Source organism: Streptomyces sparsogenes subsp. cuspidosporus, from assembly GCF_039532705.1.
GTDB lineage: Bacteria > Actinomycetota > Actinomycetes > Streptomycetales > Streptomycetaceae > Streptomyces > Streptomyces sparsogenes.
The window spans coordinates 64,276-85,539 of sequence record NZ_BAAASD010000007.1 but is presented as its reverse complement, the minus strand read 5'-3'; the positions used below and the strand labels follow the sequence as shown (position 1 = coordinate 85,539).

Sequence of the window (21,264 nt, the reverse complement as noted above, 5' to 3'; positions counted from 1 at the left end):
ACTAAAGTACGGGAGTTCGATTGCCGAAAGCGCTCTGCCGGACGGCTCCGCCGGACAGCTCCGCCGGACAGCTCCGTCAGGCGGGTCCGTCCGCCGGCTCCGTCGGCCGGCTCCGTCAGGCGGCCGAGCGCGCGTCGCACTCCTGTCCGCGCAGCGCCCGGGCCAGGTCGTCCCGCGCCTCCAGGACCAGCCGGCGCAGCGCGGGCGGGGCGTCGGGGTGGCCGGCCAGCCAGGCGTCGGCGGCTTCCAGGGTCGCCGTGTCGCCCTGCCCCGGGAACAGCCCGCGGACGATCGACATCGCGATCTCGATCGACCGCTCCCGCCACACCCGCTCGATCACGGAGAAGTACCGCTCCGCGTACGGCGCGAGCAGCTCCGCCTGCGACGGCTGGGCGAAGCCCGCGATGGTGGCCTCCACCAGGGCGTTGGACAGCGCGTCGGAGTCCACGACCGCCGCCCACGCCTCGGCCTTGACCTCGGCCGAGGGCCGGGCGGCCAGGCAGCGCACCTGGTGGCGCTTGCCGGAGGCGGTGTCGTCGCGCTCCAGCTCGGCGGCGATCAGCGAGGCGTCGGCCGCGCCCTGGGCGGCCAGCGAGGCCAGGAACGTCCAGCGCAGCTCCTGGTCGACATCCAGCCCGTCGACCCCGGCCGTGCCGTCCAGCAGGCCGCGCAGCAGCCGCTGGTCCAGCTCGGTGGCGGCGGTCTGGGCGAAGAACCGGGCCCAGGCCAGCTGGTGGCCGCTGCCCGGCGCGGCCCGCCGCAGCTCGCGCAGCGCGCTCTCGGCGACCCGCAGGCCGCCCTCCTCGCGCCAGTCGGGGGTCGCGTAGTGCTGGAGCGCGGACTGGGCCCACGCCTGGACCATCTGGAGCACGCCGATGTCGGTCTCCGCCCCGGCGAAGCGCTCCACCAGGGCCAGGAAGTCGCGGGCGGGCATCAGCGCGTCACGCGTCAGGTTCCACAGGGCGGACCAGCACAGCGCCCGCGCCAGGGGGTCGGTCAGCTCGCCCAGGTGGCCGCGCAGGGTGTCCAGCGAGACCTCGTCGAAGCGGACCTTGCAGTACGTGAGGTCGTCGTCGTTGACCAGGATCAGATCGGGCCGCTCGGCCCCGGTCAGCTCGGCCACCACCGTGCGCGGGCCGTCCACGTCCACCTCGGCCCGGGCGTAGCGCACCAGCGCGCTGGGCTCGCCCGCGGTGGCGCCGGTCCTGCGGTAGAGGCCGACGGCGACCCGGTGCGGGCGCAGCGTCGGGTGCTCCGGGGAGGCGGCGTCCTGGACGATGGACAGCTCGGTGATGTGGCCGGCCGCGTCATAGGTGGCCTGCGGGGTGAGCACATTGACCCCGGCCGTCTCCAGCCAGGCCCGGGACCAGGCCGTCATGTCCCGACCGGAGGTCTCGGTCAGCACCGACAGCAGATCGCCCAGGCGCGTGTTTCCGTAGGCGTGGCGCTTGAAGTAGCGGCGCGCGCCCTCCAGGAAGGCATCCCGCCCCGCGTAGGCGACCAGCTGCTTGAGCACGGAGGCGCCCTTGGCGTACGTGATCCCGTCGAAGTTGAGCTTGGCGTCCTCCAGGTCGCGGATGTCGGCCGTGACCGGGTGGGTGGACGGAAGCTGGTCGGCGCGGTACGCCCAGGCCTTGCGGCGGTTGGCGAAGGTGATCCAGCCGTCGGTGAAGCGGGTCGCCTCGACGAGCGAGAAGGCGCCCATGAAGTCGGCGAAGGACTCCTTGAGCCACAGGTCGTCCCACCACTCCATGGTGACCAGGTCGCCGAACCACATATGGGCCATCTCGTGGAGGATCACATTGGCCCGGTGCTCGTACGAGGCCTGCGTGACCTTGCCGCGGAAGACGAACTCCTCCCGGAAGGTCACACAGCCCGGGTTCTCCATCGCGCCCAGGTTGTACTCGGGCACGAAGGCCTGGTCGTACTTCCCGAAGGGGTACGGGTAGTCGAAGTGGTCGTGGAAGAAGTCCAGGCCCTGCTTGGTGACGGTGAAGATGTCGTCCGCGTCGAAGTGCTTGGCGAGGGAGGCCCGGCACAGCGCGCCCAGCGGGATCTCCAGGGTGGAGCCGTCCGGCAGGGCGCGGCTGTAGTGGTCCCGCTCGTAGTGGTACGGGCCGGCGACGACCGCCGAGATGTAGGTGGAGATCGGCTCGGTCGGCGCGAAGCGGGTGGTGGCGAACCCGCCGCCGGCGCCCGCCGGCTCCACCGCGGCCGCCGCGCCGTTGCCCAGCACGGTCCAGTCCTCCGGGGCGGTCACCGAGAAGGTGAAGCGGGCCTTGAGGTCGGGCTGCTCGAAGTTCGCGAAGACCCGGCGGGCGTCAGCCGGCTCGTACTGCGTGTACAGATAGACCTGGCCGTCCTCGGGGTCCACGAAGCGGTGCAGCCCCTCGCCGGTCCTGCTGTAGGCGCACTGCGCGTCCACCACCAGCTCGTTCTCCCCCGCGAGGGAGTCCAGGGCGATCCGCGCGCCGTCGAAGACGGCCGCCGGGTCGAGCTCCCGGCCGTTCAGCCGCACGGCGGTGACCTCCGGCGCGACGAGGTCGATGAAGGTCCCCGCCCCGGGCTCGGCGCAGCGGAAGCGCACCGTGGTGGTCGAGCGGAAGGTGCGGGGCCCGTCGCCGGAGGGCTCCCCGACCGCGGACCGCAGGTCGAGCGCCACCTCATACGCGTCCACGGCCAGCAGCCGCGCGCGCTCTCGGGCTTCGTCACGGGTCAGGTTCTCGCCGGGCAAGACGCGGCTCCCTCGTCATCGTCTCGAATGTCGCGTATCAGATGGTGGACACCCGGAATCATGTCACGCGGCACTGACAACGGGAATCGGGGAATGGCCGCCGCGCCCGGCCGTGTTCCCTGGAACACATGACGCTTTTCCGCAGCTGCCCGTCCGAGGAGAAACCGTGACCGAGACCGCCAAGACCCCTGCCGATTTCTGGTTCGACCCGCTGTGTCCGTGGGCCTGGATGACGTCCCGCTGGATGCTGGAGGTGGAGAAGGTCCGCCCGGTCGAGGTGCGCTGGCATGTGATGAGCCTGGCCGTGCTCAACGAGCCCAGGCTCGACGAACTGCCCGAGGAGTACCAGGAGATGATGCGCGGCCCCGCCTGGGGCCCGGTGCGGGTGTGCATCGCCGCCGCGCAGAAGCACGGCGACGGGGTGCTGGGCCCGCTCTACGAGGCGCTGGGCACCCGCTTCCACAACCAGGGCCTGGAGCGGAACCGCGAGACGATCGTGGCCGCCCTCGAGGAGGTGGGCCTGCCCGCCGACCTCGCGGACGCCGCCGACACCGACGCGTACGACGAGCGGCTGCGCGCCTCCCACAAGGAGGGCATCGACCTGGTCGGCCAGGACGTGGGCACCCCGGTCATCGCGGTCCCCGGCGCGGACGGCGAGCAGATCGCCTTCTTCGGCCCGGTCGTCACCCCCGCGCCCAAGGGCGAGGCCGCGGCCAAGCTGTGGGACGGCACGCTGATGGTCGCCTCCATCCCCGGTTTCTACGAGATCAAGCGCACCCGCACGGTCGGCCCGATCTTCGACTGAGGCACCACCGGTCTTCGACTGAGGCACCCCGGCGCAGCTCGCGCGCGGATACGGGAAAGCCCCCACGCGGCCGCGTGGGGGCTTTCCCGGGCTCGGCGTCAGCGCCGGGCCGTCACCATCCGCTGCCGCAGGTAGCCGACCGCCGCGAGCGCCACCGCCAGGCCGGCCGAGAAGTACAGCTGGGTACGGGTGTCGGCCTCGCGGGTCATCAGCACCAGCACGGCGACGATCCCCGCCAGCGCCACCCAGGTCAGATACGGGAACAGCCACATCTTCACCACGAGCTTCTCGGGTGCCTCGCGCTGCAGCCGCTTGCGCATCGCCAGCTGCGAGACCGCGATGAAGCCCCACACGATCAGCACCGCCCCGCCGACCGTGTTGAGCAGCCACTTGAAGACGGTGTCCGGCCACCAGTAGCTCAGCAGCACCGCGAAGAAGCCGAAGGCTGAGCAGGCGAGCACGGTCACCCGGGGCACCCCGCCGCTGACCTTGCCGAGGAACGCCGGCCCCTCGCCGCGCCTGGCGAGCGAGTAGGCCATGCGGGAGGCGCCGTAGATGTTCGCGTTCATCGCGGAGAGCAGGGCCACCAGCACGATGACGTTCATCAGCTGCCCGGCCGCCGGGATGCCCAGGTGCTTGAGCACCGCCACGTACGGGCCCTCGGTGACGACCGACGGGTCGTTCCACGGGATCAGGGTGACGGCGACCAGCATGGAGCCGACGTAGAACACCGCGATGCGCCACATCGCGGTGCGCACGGCGCTTGCGACCCCCTGGACCGGACGCTCCGACTCCGCCGCCGCGATGGTGACCGTCTCCAGGCCGCCGTAGGCGAACACGGTGGCCGGAAGGCCCACGATGAGGCCGTCGAAGCCGTTGGGCAGGAAGCCGTGGGTCCCGGTGAGGTTGGCGGTGCCCGGGGCGTCGGTGCCCGGGAGCACACCGAGGATGGCCAGTACGCCCAGGACCAGGAAGAGCGTGATGGCGGTGATCTTCAGCGCGGCGAACCAGAACTCGAACTCGCCGAAGTTGCTGACGGCCGCCAGGTTCGCCCCGCAGAACAGCACCATGAACAGCGCGACCCACATCCAGGACTCGGTGTGCGGCAGCCACTGGACCATGATCCCCGCCGCGCCGATCGCCTCGGCCGCGATGGCCACGCACAGCAGCGCGCAGAACATCCAGCCCACGGTGAACCCCGCCCACGGGCCGATCGCCCGCTCGGCGTGCACGGAGAAGGAGCCGGAGGCCGGGTTGGCCGCCGACATCTCGCCGAGCATGCGCATCACGAGCATCACGAGCAGCCCGGACACCACATAGGCGATCACGATCGACGGCCCGGCGGCGGCGATGCCGGTGCCGGAGCTGACGAACAGGCCCGCACCGATCACGCCCCCGAGGGCGATCATCGACAGATGGCGTTGCTTGAGGCCGTGGGACAGCAGGGCTCCGTCGGCCCGGTCGGTGCCGACCGCCTCGGCGTCGCGCGCCTGCGCGGAGGACGCGGGTGTCCGGTTCATGAGTCTGTTGTGTCCATTACATGAGAGCGGATGGGGCACGGTGCAAAACGACCTCAGTGTGAGGGGGTGTGTCCGCTCAGGACAACACTCGGATCCCAGATGTCTGAATATCGGACCCCGGAGTGACGCTGTGTACCCGCCGCGTCGCCATGCCGGAAGCCTCCAAGCGGCCCGGTGCGGGTTTGTCGCTCGTCCACCGTGATCGCACCCCGCCCCCCGGGTTACCGTCATCCTGTCCCACACTGCCTCTCACCTCGGAGAACCGTCGATGAGTACCGCATCTGCCGCCACCGTCCACCCGGGCACGGTCCTCGCGGACGTGATCTTCCCTGCCCGCCGGGCCCGGCCGGCGGCCCCGTCCGCCAGGTACACCCTGGCCCGGGACGCCGCCCTGGTCCTCGGCGGAGCCGCGCTCACCGGCCTCGCGGCGCAGATCTCCGTGCCGGTCCCCGGCTCCCCGGTCCCGGTGACCGGCCAGACCTTCGCCGCGCTGCTGGTCGGCACCTCGCTCGGCGCCCGCCGCGGCTTCCTCTCCCTCGCGCTGTACGCCCTGGTCGGCATGGCGGGCGTGCCGTGGTTCGCGGAGGGCCACTCGGGCGCGGCCATGCCGTCCTTCGGCTATGTGCTGGGCATGCTGCTCGCCGCCACCGTGGTGGGCGCGCTGGCCCGGCGCGGCGGGGACCGCGGGGTGCTGCGCACGGCGGGCACCATGGCGGCCGGCTCCGCGATCATCTACGCCGTCGGGGTCCCCTACCTCGCGCTGGCCGCGGACATCTCCCTCGGCCAGGCGGTCGCCGCGGGCCTCACCCCGTTCCTCATCGGCGACGCGCTGAAGGCCGCGCTGGCGATGGGCGCGCTGCCCGCCGCGTGGAAGCTGCTCGGCCGCCGCGGCTAGCTCACTCGTCTCCGTACGCACTCAGGCGCCGGACGGGCATTGCCTCGTCCGGCGCCTGAGTCGTGTGCGGGCGGAAGCCGGCCCTACGGGATCACGGACTCCTTGGAGCCGCTGTCGGCGCCCTTGGCGGCGGCCGTGCCGCGGGCCCCGGGGAGCCGGTCGCGGATCAGCGCCACGGCCACGACCACCACCGCCACGGCCGTGGACAGCAGCACCTGCTCGCGCCCGTCCTTGTCGGTGAGCATGTAGACCAGCACGAACGAGATCATCGCGATCGTCGCCCAGGTCAGATACGGGAACAGCCACATCCGGACGACCAGCTTGTCCGGGGACTCGCGCAGGATGATCCCGCGCATCCTCAGCTGGGTGAAGCAGATGACCAGCCAGACGAACAGCGCCACCGCGCCCGACGAGTTCAGCAGGAACTGGAAGACCGTGTCCGGCCACTGGTAGTTGAACCAGACCGCGACGAAGCCGAAGACGACCGACCCGAGGATCGCGGCCTGCGGCACGCCGCGCGAGGTGGTCTTCGCGAAGGCGGCCGGCGCGTCGCCGCGCCGCCCCAGCGAGAAGGCCATCCGGGAGGCGGTGTAGAGGCCCGAGTTCAGACAGGACAGCACGGCGGTCAGCACGATCACGTTCATGACGTCGGCGGCGTGCGGGATGCCGATGGAGTCCAGCGCGGCGACGTAGCTGCCCTTCGACTTGTCCGCGATCCTCGGGTCGTCCCACGGCAGCAGGGTCACCACGACGAGGATCGAGCCCAGGTAGAAGACGGCGACACGCCAGATCACGCTGTTGGTCGCCTTGGTCACCGCCCGCCGCGGGTCCGCGGACTCACCGGCGGCGAGGGTGACGATCTCGCTGCCCATGAAGGAGAAGACGACCAGCAGCACACCGGTGAGGATCGCGCCCGGGCCGTGCGGCAGGAACCCGCCGTGGTCGGTGAGGTGCGCGAGGCCCGCCCCCTCGTTGTCCGAGCCGGGCAGCAGCCCGAAGACGGCGAGCCCGCCCACCACGATGAACGCCGCGATCGCGACGACCTTGATCCCGGCGAACCAGAACTCGAACTCGCCGTAGGAGGAGACCGAGGCCAGGTTGGCCGCGGTCAGCACCACCATCACGATCAGCGCCCAGCCCCACTGCGGCACCTGCGGCACCCAGCCCTCGAGGATCTCGGCGCCCGCGGTCGCCTCGACCGCCAGCACGACCACCCAGAAGAACCAGTAGAGCCAGCCGATCGAGAATCCGGCCCAGCGGCCGAGCGCCCGGTCCGCGTAGGCGGAGAAGGAGCCGGAGGTCGGGTTGGCGGCGGCCATCTCGCCGAGCATCCGCATCACCAGGACGACCATGAGGCCGACCAGCGCGTACGAGATGAGGATGCCGGGCCCCGTCTTGGCGATGCCGGCGCCGGATCCGACGAACAGCCCCGCCCCGATGACCCCGCCGATAGCGATCATGGACAGATGGCGGTTCTTCAGGCCGGCCTTGAGGCCGTCGGACCCCGGCGCGCCGGGGCCGGAGCCATCGGCCGACACCTCGGCCGCGTTGGTGGCGGGTTGTGCGCTCATGCTCGATCCTTTGCTCTTGAGTGACGAGCGTCGCAAGTGAATCCCAGGGTCACGATCAAATGAACCTTTGATTCCGGATCGTTACCTGGGATTTCCGTGAGTTTCCTCGGCGTTACTGGGGGTTTTGGGAACTCGTACCCCGGGCGGTGACGGCGACACGGCCGTGTCACACTCGGGGGCATGCGCGTGTACCTCGGCTCCGACCATGCCGGTTTCGAACTGAAGAACCACCTCGTCGAGTGGCTCCGGGCGGCGGGCCACGAGCCCGTCGACTGCGGGCCCCACATCTACGACGCCCAGGACGACTACCCGCCGTTCTGCCTGCGGGCGGCCGAGCGGACCGCCGCCGACCCCGACAGCCTCGGCATCGTGATCGGCGGCTCCGGCAACGGCGAGCAGATCGCCGCCAACAAGGTCAAGGGCGTGCGCGCCGCCCTGGCCTGGAGCGAGCAGACCGCCGCGCTCGGCCGTGAGCACAACAACGCCAACGTGATCAGCGTCGGCGCCCGGATGCACACGCGGGAAGAGGCGACCAAGTTCGTCGAGATCTTCCTCAACACCCCGTACTCGGGTGAGGAGCGTCACACCCGCCGCATCGAGATGCTCTCCGCCTACGAGACCACCGGCGAGCTGCCGCCCATCCCCGCCCACCACCCGCGGCAGGACTGATGGCCTGATGCCCGAAGGGCACACCATCCACCGGCTGGCCGCCGACCACAGCGAGCTGTTCGGCGGCCGGCCCGTACGCGCCGGCAGCCCGCAGGGCAAGTTCGCCGACGGCGCGGCCCTCATCGACGGGCAGGTGCTCGAGCACGCCGAGGCCCACGGCAAGCACCTCTTCCTGAGCTTCCCGCCGACCGGCTGGGTCCATGTCCACCTCGGCCTGTTCGGCACGTACACCCTGGGCCGGGCCCCCGCCCCGCCGCCCACCGACACCGTACGGCTGCGGCTTTCCACCGAGGCGGCGTACGCGGACCTGCGCGGGCCCACCGCCTGCGCGCTGATCACCGACGACGAGAAGCAGGCGGTGCACGACCGGCTCGGCCCCGACCCGCTGCGCCCCTCGGACGACGGGGACCGCGCCTGGGCCCGGATCTCCCGCAGCCGCACCAGCGTCGCCGCGCTGCTGCTCGACCAGAAGGTGGTCGCGGGGGTCGGCAACGTCTACCGCGCCGAGGTCCTCTTCCGGCACGGCATCGACCCCTACCGCGCGGGCCGTGATCTGACCCGCGCCGAGTGGGACGCGATCTGGGCGGACCTGGTCGCGCTGATGCGCGAGGGCGTGCGGAACAACCGGATCGACACGGTCCGGCCCGAGCACACCCCCGAGGCGATGGGCCGCCCGCCCCGCGTCGACGACCACGGCGGCGAGGTGTACGTCTACCGCCGGGACCGGCAGCCCTGCCACATCTGCGGCGGCGAGGTGCGCACCGCGGAACTCGCCGCCCGCAACCTCTTCTGGTGCCCGAACTGCCAGCGTCGTTAGGCCCGGCCGGCGGCGGGGCCCGGGCGCGGTCAGAAGCCGTGCGGGAGCCAGGGCGCGACGTCGCTGAGGAAAGCGGCCGACGCCCCGGCCAGCGCGCCCGGGCGCAGCTCCTCGACCCGGCCCGCGCCCGCCAGCGCGGACAGCGAAATCCCGCCAAGATACGCCGAGCCCAACTCCCGCGCGCCCAGCCGCAGCTCCGGCGCGTCGGCCGTACGCTCGCAACTCGCGCCCTTGGCGTCGCCGGTCAGCCGCCAGCGCCCCTCGTTCCACGGGCAGAACGGGTCAGTGACCTCCAGGACCACATCCACCGGCAGGGCGTACGTGCGCGCCGTGAGCGCCGCGCCGAGGTCCACCGGGCGGACGTGCAGATCGTCGCGCAGCCGGACCTGGCAGCGCCGGATGTCGGAAACCATGTGCTGCCACGGATCGTCCACCGGTCGCCGACCGGTCTGGATCGTGCAGGTCAGGTCGAGATCGAAGAGAAAACGCCACAGCGCGCCGTAGGACGCCGGATCCAGAGCCTCCAGATCGCGCAGGATGACCACCCCCTTGGGCCCGGCCGCGTCCCAGTCCGGCCTGACCGCGAAGCGCGCGTAACCGGTGACCTCGCCGTCCCGCTCGGCCAGCACACAGCGCAGCGGCGAGGCGCCCCCGCGCTCGCCCTCCGGGTCCAGCAGCGGATGCCGCTCCCACCCCGGGCGCCGCTCCAGCATCCCCGGCCGGGCGGTCACCCGCCGGGCGTAGACGGCCTCGCAGGCCTCCATCGCGGCCTCGGGCTCCACCGCCCGCAGCGCCACCCCGTCGGCCCCCTCCGGCACGGTCAGGCGCACCCGCGTGGTGTCGATCTCGGCGGACGCGGCGAAGGTCGCCGTCCCGTAGCCGAACCGGCCGTAGATCTCCGGCTCCGACGCGGTCAGGACCGCCAGCGGCTCACCCGCCGCGCGCACGTCGTCCAACTGGCGTCGCATCATGGCGCGCAGCACCCCGCGCCTGCGGTGCGTCGGCTGCACGCCGACCATGGTGAGGCCGGACGCGGGCACCACGGCCCCGCCCGGCACGGACAACCGGAAGCTGAACGACCCCGCCGTGCCGACGATCTCGTCCCCGTCCCAGGCCACGATCGATCGCTCACACTCGGTCAGGTCGTGGAACAGGGCGCGCTCCTCGGGGGAGGTCCGAACCCCGCCGAACGCCAACTCCAACTTGCCGAACCACTCGTCCCAGCGGGACGGGTCAAGCACTCGCAGCTCTATCGTCATATTCCCATCCCTAGCAGCGCTTTCCGGCACGCGCGAACGAATTTCGCTTACGATTGCCCACTCCGGTGGGTGGTTCGACGCGCCACGAATCGACGCGCGTCCGAACGGGTGGGTAGGGTCCCGATGCAATGACTGGCGGCGTAGACACTCCAACGGCCCGGATGCGCAAAGCACTGCACCGGGCTCGCACTGGCGTGCGCAAAGCCGGCGTCGACTACTTCCGGGGCGGCGGCTCCGACCGGCTCGCCCTCACCCTGTTGATGCTCGCCGTCCCCACCATCGCCTTCGGCACCATCGCCCAGCCGGACTGGTGCGCCCCCGCCGCCCTCGTGCTCCCCATCGTCGCGGGCGGCCTCGTGCTGCGCCCCGCCAGCCTCCTCGCCCTCTACGCGGCGGCGGCCACCGCCCTCATCATCGAGTCCGCCGTCCTCGGCCCCTACACGGAGGAGGACACCTCCGCCCGGGTCACCCCCGGCACCATCCTGGTCGTCGCCGCCGTCGGCTTCTTCGGCCTGCTCATCGCCCAGTTCCGCAGCCGCGTCGGCGTGCCCTGGCGGCGCGGCGGCACCATGCTCTTCGACCTGCGCGAACGCATCCGCGTCCAGAGCAAGCTGCCCGGCCTCCCCGGCGGCTGGCACCGCGAGATGGCGCTGCGCCCGGCCGGCGGGCAGTCCTTCTCCGGCGACTTCGTCGTGGCCGCCCGTACGAACGGCGGCCGCACCCTCGAAGTCGTCCTCACCGACGTCTCCGGCAAGGGCATGGACGCGGCCTCCCGCGCCCTCCTCCTCTCCGGCGCCTTCGGCGGCCTCCTCGGCTCCCTGCCGCCCCACGGCTTCCTCCCGGCCGCCAACGGCTACCTGCTGCGCCAGGACTGGGACGAGGGCTTCGCGACCTCCATCCACCTCGTACTGGACCTCGACAGCGGCGATTTCGAGCTCTTCTCGGCCGGACACCTGCCCGCCCTGCAGCTGAGCGCGGGCACGGGCAAGTGGGAGGAGAAGTCCGCCGACGGCCCCCTGCTCGGCGTCTACGACGGCGCCCAGTTCGACCCCACCAAGGGCACGCTGCGCCCCGGCGACGTCCTGATGCTCTTCACCGACGGCCTCGTCGAGACCGCCGACCGTGACATCAGCGAGGGCATCGACCGCCTGACCGGCGAGGCCGACCGCTATGTCGCGTCCGGCTTCCAGGGCGCGGCGTGGCACCTGATCGAGACGGTCGCCAAGGACGTCAACGACGACCGGGCGCTGCTGCTCATCTGCCGCCAGTAGCCGGGGGCCGAGGTCTGGGGCGAGTGAGCCGAAGGGGCGCGCCGCCCGCGCCGGAGGCGCTGGTGTCACCGTGAAAGGGAGAGCGCGCGGAGGCCCTGAGGAACGAAGGGCCGAGGCTGTGATCGACATGCGGCTACCGCCGCGTGGTCGACCGTCGAACAGGGGCTGGATGCGCCCCGGCGGGGGCACCTCCCAGCGGTAGCTGGGGGAGAACCGAGCCCTTAAAAGGGGGGGCTATCCCTACCGCGGAAACGGCGGCGGCCGTCATGGTGGCCGGACCCCCGCGCTCCGTACGTTCGAGGCATCGGAAAACACCTCGGAAGGGCGGAGACCATGCGGCTGCGCAGGCGGCGCGACCAGCGGCGCGACGAGCGGCGGGACGAGTGGGGGGAGGGGCCGCGCGGCGCGGGGGACGCCGCCGTGGAACTGCGCGGCGTGCGGCGCCAGTACGGCCGCGGCTCGCGCGCCGTGCACGCCCTGCGCGGCATCGACCTCACGCTCCCCCGGGGAAGCTTCACCGCCGTGATGGGGCCCTCCGGCTCCGGCAAGTCCACCTTCCTGCAGTGCGCCGCCGGCCTGGACCGGCCCACCGCGGGCTCGGTCAGGCTCGGCGGCACGGAGATCACCGGCATGAGCGAGAACAAGCTCACCGCGCTGCGTCGCACCCGCCTCGGCTTCGTCTTCCAGTCCTTCAACCTCCTCCCCTCCCTCACCGTCGAGCAGAACGTGGTGCTGCCGATGCGGCTCGCCGGCGCGCGCCCCGACCGGGCCCGGGCCCGTGCCCTGCTCGCCCAGGTGGGGCTCGGCGAGCTGGGCGGGCGCCGCCCGGGCCGGCTCTCCGGCGGGCAGCAGCAGCGGGTCGCCATCGCCCGCGCGCTGGTCACCGGCCCCGACGTGGTCTTCGCCGACGAGCCGACCGGCGCCCTGGACACCGGCACCGCCGCCGAGGTGCTCGGCCTGCTGCGGCACGCCGTGGACGCGCTCGGCGCGACCGTCGTCATGGTCACCCACGATCCCGTGGCCGCGAGCTACGCCGACCGCGTGCTGTTCCTCGCCGACGGCTCGATCGCCGACAGCGTGACGCGCGCCCCGGCCCAGGACATCGCCGCCCGGATGACCCGGCTCACCGCCCGCCCGGCCGCGGCCCCCACGGACCCCGCCGCCGTCCGGTCGGCCCGCGCACCGGCCGTCCCGGCCCATGCGCCGGGCGTCCCGGGTGGTGTGCCGGGCGTCCCGGGCGGTGTGCCGGAGGCCGTCCGATGAGGTTCTTCGGCAACGGGCTGGCCCGGGCCGCCGTCCGCTTCAAGCCGGCCGCGTTCGTCGGCACCTTCATCGCGCTGGTGCTGGCCGCCGCGATCGTGTCGGCCTGCGGGATCCTGCTGGAGAGCGGGTTGCGGGCCACCGTGCCGCCCGGGCGTTACGCGCACACCCCGGTCGTGGTCACCGCCCACCAGCGGGTGGGCGGCCGGGAGGAGTCCGAGCCCGCCCCCGACCGGGTCCGGCTCGACGCCTCGCTCGTCGCCACGGCCGCCCGCACCCCCGGCGCGGCGGCGGCCGTGCCCGACCTGACCTTCCCCGTCCGCCGCGGCGCCGCCGCCCTCACCGGCCACGGCTGGGGCTCCGCCCCCTTCACCGGCGCCGCGCTCGCCTTGGGCACCGCCCCACGGGAAGGCGAGGTCGTGCTGGACGAAGCGGCGGCCCGCGCGGCGCACGCCCGCCCGGGCGGCCGGATCACCCTGACCACGGCCGACGGCGCCCACCGCTTCCGGGTGTCCGGCATCGCCCGTACGAGCCCCCGGGGCCGCACCGGCGGCGACGGCGGCCCCACCGTCTGGTTCACCGACGCCCGGGCGCGGGCCCTGTCCGGCCACCCGGCCACCGTGGACGCCGTCCTCGTCCGCCCCCGCCCCGGCACCACCCCCGGCGCACTGGCGGACCGCCTGGAGCGCGCCCTCAAGAACGCGCCCGCCGCGCGCGTGCGCACCGGTCAGGGGCGTGGCGCGGCCGAGGAGCCCGGGCTGGAGGGGGCCAGGGAGGTTCTGGAGGGGATCGGCGGCTCCTTCGGCGGGGTCGCCACCATGGTCGCCCTCTTCACCACCGCCGGCACCGTCGCGCTCTCCGTCGGCCAGCGCGGCCGCGAGATCGCCCTGCTGCGCGCGATCGGCGCCACCCCGCGCCAGATCCGCCGGTCCATCGCCACGGAGGCGCTGCTGGTCGCCCCGCTCGCGGGCGCGCTCGGCACCCTGCCCGGGATCGGCCTGGCGCACTGGTGGTTCGGGCAGCTGCGGGACAAGGGCGCGATCCCGGCCGGGGTGGAGCTCTCGGTCTCCTGGATCCCGCTGGTCAGCGCCGTCGGCGCGGGGCTGCTCACCGCGTTGCTCGCGGGCCTGGCGGCGGCCCGCAGACCGGCGCGGATCAAGCCGGGCCAGGCGCTCGGCGAGGCGGCGGCCGAGCCCTTCCGCCCGGGCGTCGTCCGTACCCTGCTGGGCACCGCGGCCCTGGCCGGCGGCTGCGTGCTGACGGGCGTGGCGGCCTCGACATCGGGCGAGGACGCGGCCAACGCGGCGCTGGGCGTGGTGATGCTGTTCATGCTGGCCGTCGGGCTGCTGGGCCCGTTCGTCGCCCGTGGCTGCGCCTGGCTGGTCGGCCTGCCGCTGCGCGCGGGCCGGGCCCCGGCCGTCCTGGCGGCGGCCAACGCCCGGGCCAACGCCCGCCGCCTGGCCTCGGCGATCACCCCGCTCGTGCTCGCCATGGCCTTCGCCTCGACGCTGGTGTTCCTGCACACCAGCGAGGACCACGCGACGGCCGGGCAGCGGCGCGAGGGCATCGTCGCCGACCACGTCGTCTCCGCGCCGGGCGGCCTGCCCGCCGACGCCACGGCCCGCGCCGGGCGGGTCCGCGGGGTTGCCGCGGCGGTCGGGGTGCTGCGCACCGGAGTGCTGGTCCGCAAGGGGTCGGGCGACGGCGCCTGGCTGGAGACCGCGTCGGCGCAGGGCGTGTCCGGGACGGGCCGCGCCCTGGCGGCCGTCCAGGACCTCGACGTCCGCACGGGCGACCTGGACGCGCTGGGGCGCGGCACGGTGGCCATGGACGCGGGCCTCGCGTCCTCCATGGGGGTGAAGGTCGGCGACCGGCTCCGGCTGCGCCTCCCGGACGGCGCGACCGCCGCGCCCGAGGTCGTCGCGACGTACGGGCGGGGGCTGGGCCTCGCGCAGGTCACCCTGGTGCGCGCGGCGCTGGCCTCCCATGTGACCTCCGGCTTCGACAGCCATGTGCTGGTACGGGACGCGAAGGGCGCCGACCCGGCGGCGGTCGCGGCCGCGCTCGGCCCCCTCGGGGAGGTCACCGGCCCCGGCGGCTACGCGGCGGCCCGGGACGAGGAGGGCGAGCTCAACGCCTGGGCCAACACCGTGATGGCCGCGGTCCTCGGCGGCTTCGCCGCCGTCGCCGCCGCCAACACGCTGGTGATGACCGTCCTCGACCGCCGTCGGGAGCTGAGCACGCTCCGGCTGATCGGGTCGACCCGGCGGCAGGTCCTGGGCATGGTGCGCTGGGAGGCGCTGCTGGTGGTCACCGCCGGGGTCGCGCTCGGCACGGCGATCGCGCTGGCGACGCTGGTGCCGATGGCCCGCGGCCTGACGGGGGAGGGCCCGTACCTGCCGCCGTTGACGTACGCGGGCTTCGTGGGCGCGGCGGTGGCCCTGGGGCTGCTCGCGACGGGGCTGCCCGCCCGGGCGGCGCTCCGGCACGGCAGGTGATGCGGAAGGCACCCGGAACGGTGAGGGCCGTGCCGGGCCGGGGTGATCCGGCTCCGGCACGGCCCTCGCGAATGCCCGGGTCGTGCGCGGGGTCTCGGGCGGCTCTCAGGCCGCCGAGGTGCGGCTGCGGGCCTGCTCGCCCGGGTCCTTCCGGAAGGCCCACTCCATCTTCGGTTCGATCGCGAAGCGGAACAGGCGCTGCACGGGAGGCGTGCACAGGAGGGTGACGACCGTGGCGGCGACCAGCGTGACCGCGATCTCGCCGAGCGGCTTGTGCAGCCACGCGTAGTCGTCGTACCAGCCCCAGAAGCGGGAGCCCTTGGCCAGGAAGCCGTGCAGCAGGTACCCGTACAGGGTCCCGGCGCCCAGGGCGGTGAACCACATCCGGCGCCGCGGCACCCAGGCGAAGAAGCACGCGACCAGCACCATCGAGCAGCCGAACATGGCGAGGGTCATCACGGGCCCGGTCCACGGCGGCGCGGCGAGCTCCTGGACGCTGTCGCGGCGGTAGAACCACGCCGAGTTCATCCGCGGGCCCGCCCAGTAGGCGAACGCGACCGCGCCGGCGAACACCGGCAGGGCCACCAGCCGCGTCCGGGGCGTGCGGATCCGCTGGAAGTGCTCCGCCTTCATGTGCAGCCCGATCACGAAGAACGGCAGGAACTGGAGCACCCGCTGCAGATCGAGGTCGTCACCGATGTCGGGGGAGACCGAGGCCAGCGTGGCGATGGCCAGCGAGACGGGGATCGGCCAGCGGATGATCTTCCAGATCGGGGTGGTCATCCGCCAGACGAACAGCGCGATCAGGAACCAGGTGAGGTACCAGGGGTCCAGCAGGCTGAAGTCGTACGTGGGGTCGTCGTCCGCCCAGCGCTTGAAGAAGGTGTAGGCGATCTCGAAGATCAAATACGGTACGGCGATCCCGGTGATGAGCCGCCTGAGCCGGTGGGGCCGCATGTCGAAGCTGCGGGAGAAGTAGCCGGAGATGAGGATGAACGCCGGCATGTGGAACGCGTAGACGGTCATGTAGAGCGCTTCGGCGGTGCGGCTGCCGTCGGTCAGCGGCTCCCATGCGTGGCCCATGGCGACCAGCACGATCGCGAGGTACTTCGCGTTGTCGAAGAACGCGTCCCGCTGCTTGGGCTCGGGCTTGGCCGGAGCGGTGGGCGGACCCGTCTGGTGCCCTGCTGTGTCGCGGTGCGGTGTGGGGGGAGGGGGCTCCGCCTCCCGGGCCGGGGGGAGCGGGGCCCGCTGGTAACCGTGCGGGCGCAGGGAGTTGGTCACAGGCCCTCCCACCAGGAGCTGGGGGACAGGACCCGGGACCACACTGCGCGTGGGGGAGTCGTGGCAGCGTGGAACATTCAATGCACGATAGCCGTGAAACCCGTATTGCGTAAAACCTCGTCCAGTTCTTTGTTGCCTATCGCATGCATGGCTCGTGCAGGTATCGGGCGGGGGCAAGTCGACAAAGCGATCCGATCGTTCGGTATGACGATCCACCGCCGCCCGGTCTGTCACGTTTCGCACTGATTAAATGGTGACATATGCCCCGGGGGCGGCTCTGGCGGAATGTCTGCTTCATTGGCGCTTTGTCGTTACGTCCCGCCGGGCCGGAACGGCCCCGGGGAAATTCGGAATTTCCCGCCGACTATGTGATCAAGTCCAATTCCGATGGTCGGGCAGGCCCTCGAATTGTGTGCGGCGTCACCCTGCCCCGGGTCGTGGAGTGGCGCCCGGCGGGGTAGGTGAGGTGCGGACCGAAGGACCGGCGGTTCCGTCACGCGGCTCCAGGGCGGCGGGAGTTGATGGCACGATGGTGTCGCGGGGGTGTGCGAGGTCGCGTGCTTCCGGGCCGGTGAGATGCGTGGCGACCGAGGGTGTGTGATCAGTCGTGGTCATATCTGTGTCTTTGGTGGTGCTGGTGGGCATCATCCTTGTGTTGATGGTCCGCAACGGCAAGATCAGCTGGGGGCCGGCCCTCGTGGCGGCGCTCTTCGGCTTCCTGCTCGCGTCGTCCGACCTGGCGCCCAACATCCAGGACTTCCTCGACTCGGTCTCGCGTTCGATCAGTGAGATAGACCTCTGATCCCACGCTCCGGAAGCGCGCCCGGCGGCGCGCCCGGAAACAGGGGGAAACACGAACGGCCCGGCGCCGGGAGAATCCCGGGCACCGGGCCGGAAGGCATGGAGCGGGCGACGGGAATCGAACCCGCGTAGCCAGTTTGGAAGACTGGGGCTCTACCATTGAGCTACGCCCGCCTGCGCCGCCACCCCGCCGGATCTTCCGGGCGCGGCCGTCGAGCGTGATTGCCCGATCCGCGGCACGGCAAGCATCGTAGCGGGTCCGCGCCACATCCCGCACACCCTTGCCCACCAGTCGGAAAAGCGGCGGCCGTGGCCTGCCGGGGCATGTACCCTACGTGTCGCACCGACGGGGTGTGGCGCAGCTTGGTAGCGCGTCCGCTTTGGGAGCGGAAGGTCGTCGGTTCGAATCCGGCCACCCCGACCAACATCACGATCACCGTCGCGATCACGAGCGCAAGATCGCATTGTGGGCCGCGTCATGCGTGCGGTTACTATGCAAGCTGCGCGTCTGTGTCTTTCTCTGCCGGGCGCGATCCGCTGAAACGCACCACAGCAACGCAGCAGAACACCAAGAAGTCAGCCCCAAGGAGACCGAACCGTGAAGAGCGCCGTGGAGACCCTGAACCCGACTCGGGTTCGGCTCACTGTCGAGGTGCCCTTCGAGGAGCTCAAGCCCAGCCTCGACGCGGCGTACAAGAAGATCAACCAGCAGGTCACGGTGCCCGGCTTCCGCAAGGGCAAGATCCCGGCCCGCGTCATCGACCAGCGGTTCGGCCGCGGTGCGGTGCTGGAGGAGGCGGTCAACGACGCCCTCCCGAAGTTCTACACCGACGCGGTCAACGAGGGCGAGCTGAACCCGCTCGGCCAGCCCGAGGTCGACATCACCGAGCTCAAGGACAACGAGCTGCTGGCCTTCACCGCCGAGGTGGACGTACGCCCGACGATCGAGATCCCGGACTACTCCGGCATCGAGGTCACCGTCGACTCCGTCGAGGTCTCGGACGAGGACATCGACAAGGCCGTCGAGCAGCTGCGCGACCGCTTCGCCACCACCAACGCCGTCGAGCGCGCCGCCGCCGAGGGCGACGTCGTGACCGTCGACCTCGAGGCCAAGGTCGAGGGCGAGGTCCTGGAGGACGGCGTCGCGAGCGGCGTGAACTACACGATCGGCTCCGGCGAGCTGCTCGAGGGCATCGACGAGGCGGTCACCGGCCTGGAGGCCGGCGGCTCCGCCACCTTCACCTCCGAGCTCAAGGGCGGCTCCGCCAAGGGCAAGGAGGCCGAGGTCACGGTCAAGGTCTCCGAGGTCAAGGCCCGCGAGCTGCCCGAGCTGGACGACGACTTCGCCCAGCTGGCCAGCGAGTTCGACACCCTCGAGGAGCTGCGCGCCGACACCCGCAAGCGGCTGGAGCGGTCGAAGAAGTTCGACCAGGCCACCCAGGCCCAGGAGAAGGTGCTCGACGCCCTGCTGGAGCTGGTCGAGGTCCCGATCCCCGAGAAGCTCCTCGAGGACGAGATCCAGACCCGCAAGCACAACCTGGAGCACCACCAGCTCGGCCAGATGGGTCTGACCCTGGAGTCCTACCTGCAGATGCAGGACAAGACCGCCGAGGAGTTCGAGGCCGAGCTCAAGGAGCAGGCCGAGAAGGGCATCAAGACCCAGTTCGTGCTCGACGAGCTGGTCAACAAGGAGAAGCTGTCCGTCGGCCAGGAGGAGCTCACCGAGCACCTGATGCGCCGCGCCGCCTCCTCCGGCATGAGCCCCGACCAGTTCGCGCAGGCCGTCGTCGAGGGCGGCCAGGTGCCGATGCTCGTGGGCGAGGTCGCCCGCGGCAAGGCCCTCGCCGTCGTGGTCGAGGCCGCCAAGGTGGTCGACGACAAGGGTGAGACCGTCGACCTGGACGACGAGGACGAGACCGGCGAGACGGTCGAGGCCGCCGCGGAGGAGCCGGCCGCCGAGGAGTCGGCCGCCGAGACCGAGGCCAAGGCCGACGAGGGCGACAAGGGCGGGGACAAGGCCGAGGGCTGACGCCCGGCGGCCCCCCACAGCCCGTAGAACGGGCCCGGACGTGATGAGCGCGTTCCGGGCCCGTTCGCGATTCCACGGGCCGTACGCGGCCCTGTGCGGCGCCCCGCGCGGAATCCCCGGCGCCCCGCCCCCGCCCGGCCCGCCCCGGGCCCGGAACCTGCGCTCAGAGCGAACAGTTCCTGATGCGGGATGGCCGCCGCCGACCAGCGCGTTAGGGTCCGTAGATACGAGGGCAGGGGAGTCCCACGAGCCCGCCGGAGCCTACCGGCGGTTACGCCCCCGCGTCCCAGAAGAAGACGCTGAGACGGCCAGTCGCCGTCAGAGACGAGCAGGTGGATACGTGACGAATACGATGCCTTCCGCCGCCGGCGAGCCGACCTTCGGAGGCCTCGGCGACCAGGTCTACAACCGGCTGCTCGGTGAGCGGATCATCTTCCTCGGCCAGCCGGTCGACGACGAAATCGCCAACAAGATCACCGCGCAGCTGCTTCTGCTCGCCGCGGAGCCGGACAAGGACATCAACCTCTACATCAACTCCCCGGGCGGCTCGATCACGGCCGGCATGGCGATCTACGACACCATGCAGTACATCAAGAACGACGTGATCACCATCGCCATGGGCCTCGCCGCCTCGATGGGCCAGTTCCTGCTGAGCGCGGGCACCCCCGGCAAGCGCTTCGCGCTGCCGAACGCGGAGATCCTGATCCACCAGCCGTCCGCCGGCCTCGCGGGCTCCGCGTCGGACATCAAGATCCACGCCGAGCAGCTGCTGCGCACCAAGAAGAAGATGGCCGAGCTCACCGCTCTCCACACCGGCCAGACCGTTGAGCAGATCACCCGCGACTCCGACCGCGACCGCTGGTTCTCCGCCGAGGAGGCCAAGGAGTACGGCCTGGTCGACGAGGTCATCGCCTCCGCCGCACACATCCCGGGCGGCGGCGGCACCGGGGCCTGATCCCCCCGCCCCCAGCCGACCCAGACCACTGCTCATCACCAGGACGGTGCATGTGAACACCCAGAACTTCCCCGGCAGCGGCCTGTACGCCCGCTACGCCGGCCCGCAGGCCGAGGCCCGCTACGTGGTCCCGCGCTTCGTCGAGCGGACCTCCCAGGGCATCCGGGAGTACGACCCGTACGCCAAGCTCTTCGAGGAGCGCGTGATCTTCCTCGGCGTGCAGATCGACGACGCCTCGGCCAACGACGTCATGGCGCAGCTGCTGTGCCTGGAGTCGATGGACCCGGACCGCGACATCTCGATCTACATCAACTCGCCCGGCGGCTCGTTCACCGCGCTGACCGCCATCTACGACACGATGCAGTTCGTGAAGCCCGACATCCAGACGGTCTGCATGGGCCAGGCGGCCTCCGCCGCCGCCGTGCTGCTGGCCGCCGGCACGCCCGGCAAGCGGATGGCGCTGCCGAACGCCCGCGTGCTGATCCACCAGCCGTACAGCGAGACCGGGCGCGGCCAGGTCTCCGACCTGGAGATCGCGGCCAACGAGATCCTGCGGATGCGCTCCCAGCTCGAGGAGATGCTGGCCAAGCACTCCACGACGCCGATCGAGAAGATCCGCGACGACATCGAGCGGGACAAGATCCTCACGGCCGAGGAATCGCTGTCCTACGGCCTGATCGACCAGATCGTCTCGACCCGCAAGACCTCGGTCGGCCTGGGCTGACACTCCGGTATCGGCGCCCCCCTCGCACCGAGTAGGGCCAAGGGGGGCCCGAACCGGGCCCCGGGCAAGGTACCGTTCATAGGGGGCTGGGGTCCGCCCCCGGTAACAGAAGCAGAAAGCGCAGCGCAAGCACCCGGATTCGTGGGAACAAAGCGGATCCAAGGCGAAGGGG

Annotated in this window: 16 protein-coding genes and 2 tRNA genes; 12 read left to right on the top strand and 6 right to left on the bottom strand. The window is 72.0% G+C overall.

Features of this window, described 5'->3' with window-relative positions; all coding sequences use genetic code 11:
* Nucleotides 1-115: 115 nt before the first annotated feature.
* Complete coding sequence (pepN, locus tag ABFY07_RS11505; RefSeq protein WP_346174385.1) at nt 116-2,734, bottom strand: aminopeptidase N; 2,619 nt, start codon at nt 2,732-2,734, stop codon at nt 116-118.
* Between the two features lie 166 nt (nt 2,735-2,900).
* Between pepN and ABFY07_RS11500 the strand changes: the two genes are divergently transcribed.
* On the top strand, nt 2,901-3,539 hold the full coding sequence (locus ABFY07_RS11500; protein WP_065959384.1) for a mycothiol-dependent nitroreductase Rv2466c family protein: 639 nt from the start codon (nt 2,901-2,903) through the stop codon (nt 3,537-3,539).
* A 98-nt stretch (nt 3,540-3,637) separates the two neighbouring features.
* Here the strand turns inward: ABFY07_RS11500 and ABFY07_RS11495 are convergent, their stop codons facing one another.
* A complete protein-coding gene (locus tag ABFY07_RS11495) occupies nt 3,638-5,059 on the bottom strand; it encodes an amino acid permease (RefSeq protein WP_346174384.1) in 1,422 nt (473 codons plus the stop codon).
* A gap of 268 nt (nt 5,060-5,327) precedes the next feature.
* Between ABFY07_RS11495 and ABFY07_RS11490 the strand changes: the two genes are divergently transcribed.
* Nucleotides 5,328-5,954, top strand: a complete 627-nt coding sequence (locus tag ABFY07_RS11490) for a biotin transporter BioY (RefSeq protein ID WP_346174383.1) — start codon at nt 5,328-5,330, stop codon at nt 5,952-5,954.
* An 83-nt stretch (nt 5,955-6,037) separates the two neighbouring features.
* Here ABFY07_RS11490 and ABFY07_RS11485 read toward each other — a convergent pair whose 3' ends face one another.
* Complete coding sequence (locus ABFY07_RS11485) at nt 6,038-7,525, bottom strand: amino acid permease (protein WP_428836904.1); 1,488 nt, start codon at nt 7,523-7,525, stop codon at nt 6,038-6,040.
* A gap of 180 nt (nt 7,526-7,705) precedes the next feature.
* On the opposite strand from ABFY07_RS11485, the gene ABFY07_RS11480 reads away from it, so the two are divergent.
* Together ABFY07_RS11480 and ABFY07_RS11475 are read left to right on the top strand one after the other, a co-directional pair.
* Nucleotides 7,706-8,194, top strand: coding sequence for a ribose-5-phosphate isomerase (locus tag ABFY07_RS11480; RefSeq protein ID WP_346174382.1), 489 nt, complete (start codon nt 7,706-7,708; stop codon nt 8,192-8,194).
* Nucleotides 8,195-8,201: 7 nt separating this feature from the next.
* A complete protein-coding gene (locus tag ABFY07_RS11475) occupies nt 8,202-9,011 on the top strand; it encodes an Fpg/Nei family DNA glycosylase (protein ID WP_065959375.1) in 810 nt (269 codons plus the stop codon).
* A gap of 29 nt (nt 9,012-9,040) precedes the next feature.
* Here the strand turns inward: ABFY07_RS11475 and ABFY07_RS11470 are convergent, their stop codons facing one another.
* Complete coding sequence (locus ABFY07_RS11470) at nt 9,041-10,270, bottom strand: GNAT family N-acetyltransferase (protein ID WP_346174381.1); 1,230 nt, start codon at nt 10,268-10,270, stop codon at nt 9,041-9,043.
* Nucleotides 10,271-10,398: 128 nt separating this feature from the next.
* On the opposite strand from ABFY07_RS11470, the gene ABFY07_RS11465 reads away from it, so the two are divergent.
* The 3 genes from ABFY07_RS11465 to ABFY07_RS11455 all read left to right on the top strand — a co-directional run bounded on the left by ABFY07_RS11465 (nt 10,399) and on the right by ABFY07_RS11455 (nt 15,299).
* On the top strand, nt 10,399-11,541 hold the full coding sequence (locus tag ABFY07_RS11465; RefSeq protein WP_346174380.1) for a SpoIIE family protein phosphatase: 1,143 nt from the start codon (nt 10,399-10,401) through the stop codon (nt 11,539-11,541).
* A gap of 333 nt (nt 11,542-11,874) precedes the next feature.
* On the top strand, nt 11,875-12,804 hold the full coding sequence (locus tag ABFY07_RS11460; RefSeq protein WP_346174379.1) for an ABC transporter ATP-binding protein: 930 nt from the start codon (nt 11,875-11,877) through the stop codon (nt 12,802-12,804).
* Nucleotides 12,801-15,299, top strand: coding sequence for an ABC transporter permease (locus tag ABFY07_RS11455; RefSeq protein WP_346174378.1), 2,499 nt, complete (start codon nt 12,801-12,803; stop codon nt 15,297-15,299). The genes ABFY07_RS11460 and ABFY07_RS11455 overlap by 4 nt, the downstream gene beginning before the upstream one ends.
* 105 nt (nt 15,300-15,404) lie before the next feature.
* Here ABFY07_RS11455 and ABFY07_RS11450 read toward each other — a convergent pair whose 3' ends face one another.
* Nucleotides 15,405-16,583: an acyltransferase family protein gene (locus tag ABFY07_RS11450; protein ID WP_346174377.1), complete on the bottom strand. Its 1,179-nt coding sequence runs from the start codon at nt 16,581-16,583 to the stop codon at nt 15,405-15,407.
* Nucleotides 16,584-17,220: 637 nt separating this feature from the next.
* On the opposite strand from ABFY07_RS11450, the gene ABFY07_RS11445 reads away from it, so the two are divergent.
* Nucleotides 17,221-17,385 carry a hypothetical protein gene (locus ABFY07_RS11445; RefSeq protein ID WP_404777344.1) on the top strand — a complete coding sequence of 55 codons (165 nt, stop codon included), beginning with the start codon at nt 17,221-17,223 and terminating at the stop codon, nt 17,383-17,385.
* Between the two features lie 99 nt (nt 17,386-17,484).
* Here the strand turns inward: ABFY07_RS11445 and ABFY07_RS11440 are convergent.
* Nucleotides 17,485-17,558, bottom strand: a tRNA-Gly gene (locus ABFY07_RS11440).
* 173 nt (nt 17,559-17,731) lie between these two features.
* Here ABFY07_RS11440 and ABFY07_RS11435 point away from each other — a divergent pair.
* From ABFY07_RS11435 to ABFY07_RS11420, 4 genes are all read left to right on the top strand, one after another.
* Nucleotides 17,732-17,808: transfer RNA gene (locus ABFY07_RS11435), tRNA-Pro, on the top strand.
* 174 nt (nt 17,809-17,982) lie between these two features.
* A complete protein-coding gene (gene tig, locus ABFY07_RS11430) occupies nt 17,983-19,413 on the top strand; it encodes a trigger factor (protein WP_346174375.1) in 1,431 nt (476 codons plus the stop codon).
* A gap of 340 nt (nt 19,414-19,753) precedes the next feature.
* A complete protein-coding gene (locus tag ABFY07_RS11425; protein WP_065959342.1) occupies nt 19,754-20,368 on the top strand; it encodes an ATP-dependent Clp protease proteolytic subunit in 615 nt (204 codons plus the stop codon).
* 52 nt (nt 20,369-20,420) lie between these two features.
* Complete coding sequence (locus ABFY07_RS11420) at nt 20,421-21,092, top strand: ATP-dependent Clp protease proteolytic subunit (RefSeq protein WP_346174374.1); 672 nt, start codon at nt 20,421-20,423, stop codon at nt 21,090-21,092.
* Nucleotides 21,093-21,264: the final 172 nt, after the last annotated feature.